The following is a 6,526-nucleotide window of genomic DNA, read 5'->3' on the forward strand; positions in this document are numbered from 1 at the left end:
TAGTCACGTCGTTGCAAGTTGCTAATGAGATGACTACACTTAGCGCCTTTTTAGCGAAGGGGTAACACAGACATGGGGCGAATTGCCTTAGGGATTGAATACGATGGGGCTGCTGTTTACGGTTGGCAACGCCAGCGGGAGGTACCCAGTGTTCAAGAGCATCTTGAGAAAGCATTATCAACGGTGGCCAATGAGCCTATTGAGGTGCAATGCGCTGGACGCACTGATGCAGGTGTTCACGCCACTGGCCAAGTTGTTCACTTTAACTGTGACGCACCACGGTCAGAGCGTGCATGGACGTTAGGTGTAAATGCTAATTTACCAAACTCTGTTGCCGTTACATGGGCAAAAAATGTGGCTGATGATTTCCATGCACGTTTTTCAGCTACCCATCGCCGCTATCGCTATGTTATCCACAACGCCAAAATGCGCCCCGCCATACTCAGTTCGGGCGTTACCCACATTCATCGCGAATTAGACGCAAAAAAAATGCACCTTGCTGCTCAAGCACTATTGGGTGAGCAGGATTTTACGTCGTTTCGTGCCGCGCTATGCCAAAGTAAAACGCCGTTTCGCAACGTTACCAATGTAAGCGTGTACCGCCAAGGTCGCTATGTGATTATAGATATCCGTGCCAATGCTTTCCTGCATCACATGGTTCGCAATATCACTGGCGCGCTTGTTGAAATTGGGGCAGGGGAGCAAAATGTAAACTGGATTGCTCACCTGTTAAGTTTAAAAGATAGAAGCAAATCAGCAGCCACGGCGAAGCCAAACGGCTTGTATTTAGTCGATGTAACCTACCCAGAAGAGCACGGCTTACCTAAGCCGCCACTAGGGCCGCTGTTTCTTCCAGAGACCTAAACGTAAGGCTCTTCACGGCTAAGTTAGCTGCTTTACAGGTAGCAGCTAACTTTGATAGCGCTAAAGCTAACCCTCTCATACCACCTCTTACCAACTTCTTAGACCAGTTTTGTTTTTTCCATTTCGTTGTATTGTGGTCTAATAGCGCGCTATATTAGGTAGCTGTTCTATTGTGTTACGCATTTTTTCTTTGTAATACAGTATGAAACTTAAAAATTTAATGTGTTGTTGACCACAAGTATGAACAAATATTAATCGTCACGGTCGGCAAACAAAAACAAAGGATTCAATTTCCATGAGCTGGATTCAAAAAATTTCTTCCTCGCACGCAAACATCGCACAAAGGTAATGTACCTGAGGGTATTTGGACAAAGTGTGGTTCGTGCCAAGCTGTGTTGTATAAAAGCGAACTGGAGAAACTTCAGGAAGTTTGCCCTAAGTGTGATCATCACATGCGAATTACAGCACGCCGCCGCATTGATGCGTTCCTAGACGACGGCGATCGCGTAGAACTCGGTGCCGAGCACGAACCTCAAGACGTACTTAAATTTAAAGACTCAAAGCGCTACAAAGACCGTATAGTAGCTGCGCAAAAATCCACTAACGAGAAAGACGCACTAGTGGTCATGCAGGGTAAGCTTAAAGGTATGCCAGTTGTAGTTGCCTGCTTCGAGTTCGCCTTTATGGGTGGCTCAATGGCCTCGGTTGTCGGTGCGCGTTTTGTTGCCGCAGTGAATGCGTGTTTAGAAAACGACATGCCGCTTATTTGTTTTAGTGCAAGTGGTGGCGCGCGTATGCAAGAAGCCCTCATGTCACTAATGCAAATGGCAAAAACCTCAGCAGCCTTGGCCAAAATGAGTAAAAAAGGTCTGCCTTACATCTCAGTTTTAACAGACCCTACAATGGGTGGTGTTTCTGCAAGCTTAGCTATGCTTGGTGATATCAACGTGGCAGAGCCAAAAGCGCTTATTGGTTTTGCTGGCCCTCGCGTAATTGAACAAACGGTAAGAGAAAAACTGCCTGAAGGTTTCCAGCGCAGTGAATTCCTTGTTGAGAAGGGCGCAATTGATATGATTGTTGACCGCAGAGATATGCGTGATAGATTACACAGCCTGTTGGTTAAGTTGCATTATAAGAATTAGTGAATAACGAAAACAATCTAAAAGCTGGCTCGGCGCCAAACGCAAAAGAGGGCACATTGTCTTCAAATACGCAAAAAAGCCTGGGCCAGTGGCTATCCTACCTCGAATCTATTCATCCTAGTGCCATTGATATGGGGCTAGACAGAGTTAAAGCTGTAGCGCGGTCTATGGCGCTTTCTTTATCGCAATCGCTTGTTATTACGGTAGCTGGTACTAACGGTAAAGGCACCACGTGTCGTTTGCTCGAGCAAGCTATGCTGTCGCAAGGAAAAAGTGTTGCGGTATACAGTTCGCCTCATTTAACCGATTATCGAGAACGGGTTCGTTATAATGGTGAGTTACCGCCAGCGAATGAGTTCGTTAAAGCTTTCGAGTTTGTTGAAAAGTCGCGAAAGGAAACGGAAGGCGACCCCATCACCTTAACCTATTTTGAATTCGGCACCTTAGCGGCAATGAAAATGATGCAGTCGTGGGAAGTGGATGTGGTTATTCTAGAAGTAGGACTTGGCGGGCGACTCGATGCGACCAACATTATCCACCCAGATCTGGCCATCATCACTACTATCGACCTTGACCATCAAGATTGGCTAGGCAATACCCGTGAAAAGATTGCCCGAGAAAAAGCAGGCATTATGCGTAAAAACGGTAATGCGGTGGTGGGCGATTTATTCCCGCCATCTTCGCTTTACGATGTGGTAAACGAGCTCCAGGCGAATGTGCGCTGGGCAACACAAGACTTCGTTACAGTAGTAGCAAGTGATTATAGCGAGTGGAGCTGGAAAGGAAAAAACAGCAGCTATGCATCGTTACCTTATCCAAAGATCCCACTTCAAAATGCAAGTACTGCGCTTGCCGCATTAGAATTCCTAGAGTTATTGCCTGAAGAGCAAGTGGTTCGAGATATTATTAAAAACACCACTATGCCAGGGCGACAGGAAACCATTAGCGAGTCGCCATTAGTGGTTGTAGATGTGGCGCATAATCCACAAGCAACGTCTGAGATGCAAAACTGGCTAAACCGATACGATGTAAGCAAGATGCGTATTGTGGTAGGCATGCTTAAAGATAAGTCTATAGCGGAAACATTGGCCCCTTTAGCAGCGCTGAATGCTGATTGGTATGTAGCATCCACAAGTGGCCCGAGAGGGTGTGAGGCAGAAGTACTTGAAAATGCACTTGTTAATGCCGGCACAACCATAGAGAATATAGAGACGTTTCAAACCGTGGCCTCGGCATATCAACGCGCGCTTGCAGATTATCAAACCGGTGAACTTATTCTCGTTTTTGGTTCTTTTGTTACCGTAGCAGACGTGCTTGCTGAGCAAAGCTAACACGGTCTTAGTAGAGTAAAAATACGTGTATTCAAGCAGGAGAGCACAGTGACATCGGCATTAAAGAATAGACTGGTAGGAACGATTATCGTCGTTGCTTTAGCGGTCATTTTTTTACCAGACTTTCTTGATGGCAAAAAGCAAACTAACAGAGAACCTTTCGCCTCTGTCCCTGCTAACCCTCCCAAGAAACCAATTGTAGATCCTGAACCTTTTCCTTCTGAGCGGGTGGCAAAAGCGGCGGTTCCTGCTGTAAAACTAGAAGACGAAATGGCGATTGACGATGAGCCCGCACAGGCTCAGTTGTCTGAAAGCTCGAAGGCAAACGTAGCGAAATCGCCACAAACGAAAGTTATTGAAGAAGATAAGCTTGCTAGTCAAACCGTTGTCGATACGAAAAGTGCTACGGCCGACGACGATGCGGGTTGGGTAATTCAACTTGGAAGTTTCCGCCACGAAAAAAAATGTTAAGGCGCTACTAGCTAAGCTGGAAAAAGCAGGCTATCGCGCGTTTAGCCGTAAAATCCAAACAAACTCGGGGCCACTTAATAAGGTTTTTGTTGGCCCTGACCTAGATAAAAAGAAGCTTGAATCAGCGTTGCCACATTTAAAAGAACTCACGAGTCTTAAAGGTAAAGTCACCACGTTTAAAGTGGAGTAGCTCCTTAGCTTTAGTGTGACGATTAGCATTACAGACTAGTAATATTTCTATCTTCTGTTAGAATGCGCGCCATCTCGCCAAAGGCTCGTTGCTTCACAACTGACAGCAACATCAACGCAATAAAGAGACGATGAACTGGGTAGACTCTTCCATACTGGGTATCATTGCGGTATCTACCTTAATAAGCCTTATTAGAGGGTTTGTTAAAGAAGCCATCTCATTAGTGGTATGGTTTGCTGCACTCTTTATTTCAAGCAATTTCTACGCTGACCTCGCGGTGTACTTCACGGCCATTGACGATCCCTATCTAAAAAATGGCGCTGCCATTGCCGCGCTATTTGTCGCAACGCTCATTTTGGGCGGTATGATCAATTATGTAATTAGCCAGCTTGTACTGGCCACCGGGCTGTCTGGTACAGACAGAGCCTTAGGTATAGTTTTTGGCGCATTGCGTGGCGTGCTTATTGTTAGCGCATTGCTCTTTTTCATGGATACCTTTACTAGTGCAGCCACTGCAGCGTGGTGGCAAGCGTCGGTACTCATCCCAGAGTTTGGTGTCATTATTGAGTGGTTTTTCAGTTATGTGAAAGACTCCTCCAGTTTTTTAAATCCCGCTTGAAATAGGTAACGCACATGTGTGGTATAGTCGGAATAGTTGGTAAAACGCCCGTAGCTCAGTCACTGTACGACGGTCTAACGGTTATTCAGCACCGTGGACAGGATGCCGCAGGCATAATGACTATCGACCAAAATATGTTTAATTTGCGTAAGGCAAATGGCTTGGTTCGGGATGGTTTTTCATACGCGTCATATGAAAAGGCTATCGGGCAATATGGGAATTGGTCATGTACGCTACCCAACTGCCGGTACATCAAGTTCAGCTGAAGCCCAGCCGTTTTATGTGAACTCGCCGTTTGGTATTGCCTTTGCGCATAACGGTAACCTTACTAACGCCCATGAGCTTCAAGAAGAAGTTTTCCGCATTGCTCGTCGCCATATCAATACCACCTCAGATTCAGAGCTTCTACTAAACATTCTTGCTCATGAGCTTCAGCAGGTAGCGGGTTTAAGCGTAAGTGCTGAACACATATTTGAAGTGGTAACTAAAGTTCACAAGAAAATACGTGGTGCCTATGCCGTAGTGGCTGCCATTATTGGTCAAGGTATTGTGGCGTTTCGCGACCCGCACGGTATTCGCCCATTAGCGCTGGGCAAGCGTATGAGCGAACTGGGTGAAGAATGGATGGTCGCCTCTGAAAGCGTTGCACTTGATGCGGTAGGCTTTCAGTTTGTACGTGACGTTATGCCGGGTGAAGCGGTATTTATTACCGAAGAAGGTCAGCTACACACCAGACAGTGTGCTGAAAACCCAGTCACTTCACCTTGTATCTTTGAGTTTGTTTACTTTGCACGTCCAGATAGCTTTATTGACGGTATCTCAGTTTATGCGTCACGTGTAAACATGGGTCGTAAACTTGGTGAGAAAATAAAACGTGAGTGGGCTGACCTCGATATCGACGTGGTTATTCCTATTCCTGAAACATCCATGGACGTCGCGCTTCAAATTGCGAATACACTAGAGCTGCCGTATCGCCAAGGCTTTGTTAAAAACCGCTATATAGGGCGTACATTTATTATGCCTGGCCAAACCATGCGTAAGAAATCAGTACGCCGTAAGCTCAACGCCATTTCATCTGAATTTAAAGGCAAAAGCGTATTACTTGTCGATGACTCTATCGTTCGTGGCACAACATCAGGGCAAATTATTGAAATGGCCCGAGAGTCTGGCGCGAAGAAAGTGTACTTCGCATCAGCTGCACCAGAAATTCGCTTCCCGAACGTATACGGTATCGATATGCCTTCGGCTAACGAACTTATTGCCTACGGCCGTGAAATCGATCAAATTGCCGAGCTTATTCAGGCGGATGGGCTCATTTTCCAAGACATTTCTGACTTGGTTGAAGCAGTTCGTGAAGAAAACGAATCAATACAACGATTTGAAACGTCTGTTTTTGATGGCAACTACATCACTGCCGACATTGACCAAGAGTACCTTGAGCGCATCGACATGTCGCGCGGGGAGCAGTCGCGAAATGCGCCTGTTGTTCAGGCTGAGCTAAGTAATCTTGATGTACACAACATTGACGCAGCAGACTAATTACAGTTGATATGCCTAATAAAGAAAAGCCGCTTTAAGAAGCGGCTTTTTTGTTTGCCCAGCGAAGCTGGCAAACCCGTCAGGTTGAAAGAAACCTGAATCACCCTGACTGAGGGGAAGATAATCCGAATGGCAAGGGCGCTGTTGGCCAACGATAGGGTCTGAAGGAAGCCATAGGAAGTTAGAGGTACACAACGAAAGTGAACCTGATTCGGCAAGGCAGGTGGGTAAGCGTGCAAAATAGCGCGAAGCCCGATACTCAGTCAGACCTGTTTTGTGTTTGAGGGTTGGAATTTCTAACAGGGAGCCAGTGCAGTAACTGGGGAAGCCTGGCATTGGATCCAATCAAATGGTTGGACGTATCGTTCAA

Annotated in this window: 4 protein-coding genes and 3 pseudogenes; 6 read left to right on the forward strand and 1 reads right to left on the reverse strand. The window is 46.2% G+C overall.

Features of this window, described 5'->3' with window-relative positions:
- The first annotated feature begins 72 nt into the window (after nt 1-72).
- The 6 genes and pseudogenes from truA (at nt 73) to purF (ending at nt 6,156) form a co-directional block, all read left to right on the forward strand.
- Complete coding sequence (truA, locus tag ACX5J7_RS18275; RefSeq protein ID WP_278385562.1) at nt 73-864, forward strand: tRNA pseudouridine(38-40) synthase TruA; 792 nt, start codon at nt 73-75, stop codon at nt 862-864.
- A 295-nt stretch (nt 865-1,159) separates the two neighbouring features.
- Nucleotides 1,160-2,006, forward strand: a pseudogene (accD, locus tag ACX5J7_RS18280) (acetyl-CoA carboxylase, carboxyltransferase subunit beta).
- The gene (gene folC / locus ACX5J7_RS18285; RefSeq protein WP_474371749.1) at nt 2,006-3,337 is read left to right on the forward strand and encodes a bifunctional tetrahydrofolate synthase/dihydrofolate synthase; all 1,332 of its coding nucleotides are present in this window, start codon (nt 2,006-2,008) and stop codon (nt 3,335-3,337) included. Before accD ends, folC begins: the two are co-directional and overlap by 1 nt.
- A gap of 48 nt (nt 3,338-3,385) precedes the next feature.
- Nucleotides 3,386-3,998 (forward strand): annotated as a pseudogene (locus tag ACX5J7_RS18290) (SPOR domain-containing protein).
- Between the two features lie 130 nt (nt 3,999-4,128).
- The gene (locus ACX5J7_RS18295; RefSeq protein ID WP_498707796.1) at nt 4,129-4,617 is read left to right on the forward strand and encodes a CvpA family protein; all 489 of its coding nucleotides are present in this window, start codon (nt 4,129-4,131) and stop codon (nt 4,615-4,617) included.
- Nucleotides 4,618-4,631: 14 nt separating this feature from the next.
- A pseudogene (purF, locus tag ACX5J7_RS18300) lies at nt 4,632-6,156 on the forward strand (amidophosphoribosyltransferase).
- A 15-nt stretch (nt 6,157-6,171) separates the two neighbouring features.
- On the opposite strand, the gene ACX5J7_RS18305 reads toward purF, so the two are convergent.
- Entirely contained in the window at nt 6,172-6,492 is a 321-nt protein-coding gene (locus tag ACX5J7_RS18305; RefSeq protein WP_498707798.1) for a hypothetical protein, read from the reverse strand.
- Nucleotides 6,493-6,526: the final 34 nt, after the last annotated feature.

Source organism: Alteromonas infernus (assembly GCF_902705815.1).

Coding starts and splice junctions, on each gene's coding strand:
- truA (WP_278385562.1), top strand. CDS start 73: ATGGGGCGAATTGCCTTAGGGATTGAATACGATGGGGCTGCTGTTTAC.
- ACX5J7_RS18295 (WP_498707796.1), top strand. CDS start 4,129: ATGAACTGGGTAGACTCTTCCATACTGGGTATCATTGCGGTATCTACC.
- ACX5J7_RS18305 (WP_498707798.1), bottom strand. CDS start 6,492: ATGCCAGGCTTCCCCAGTTACTGCACTGGCTCCCTGTTAGAAATTCCA.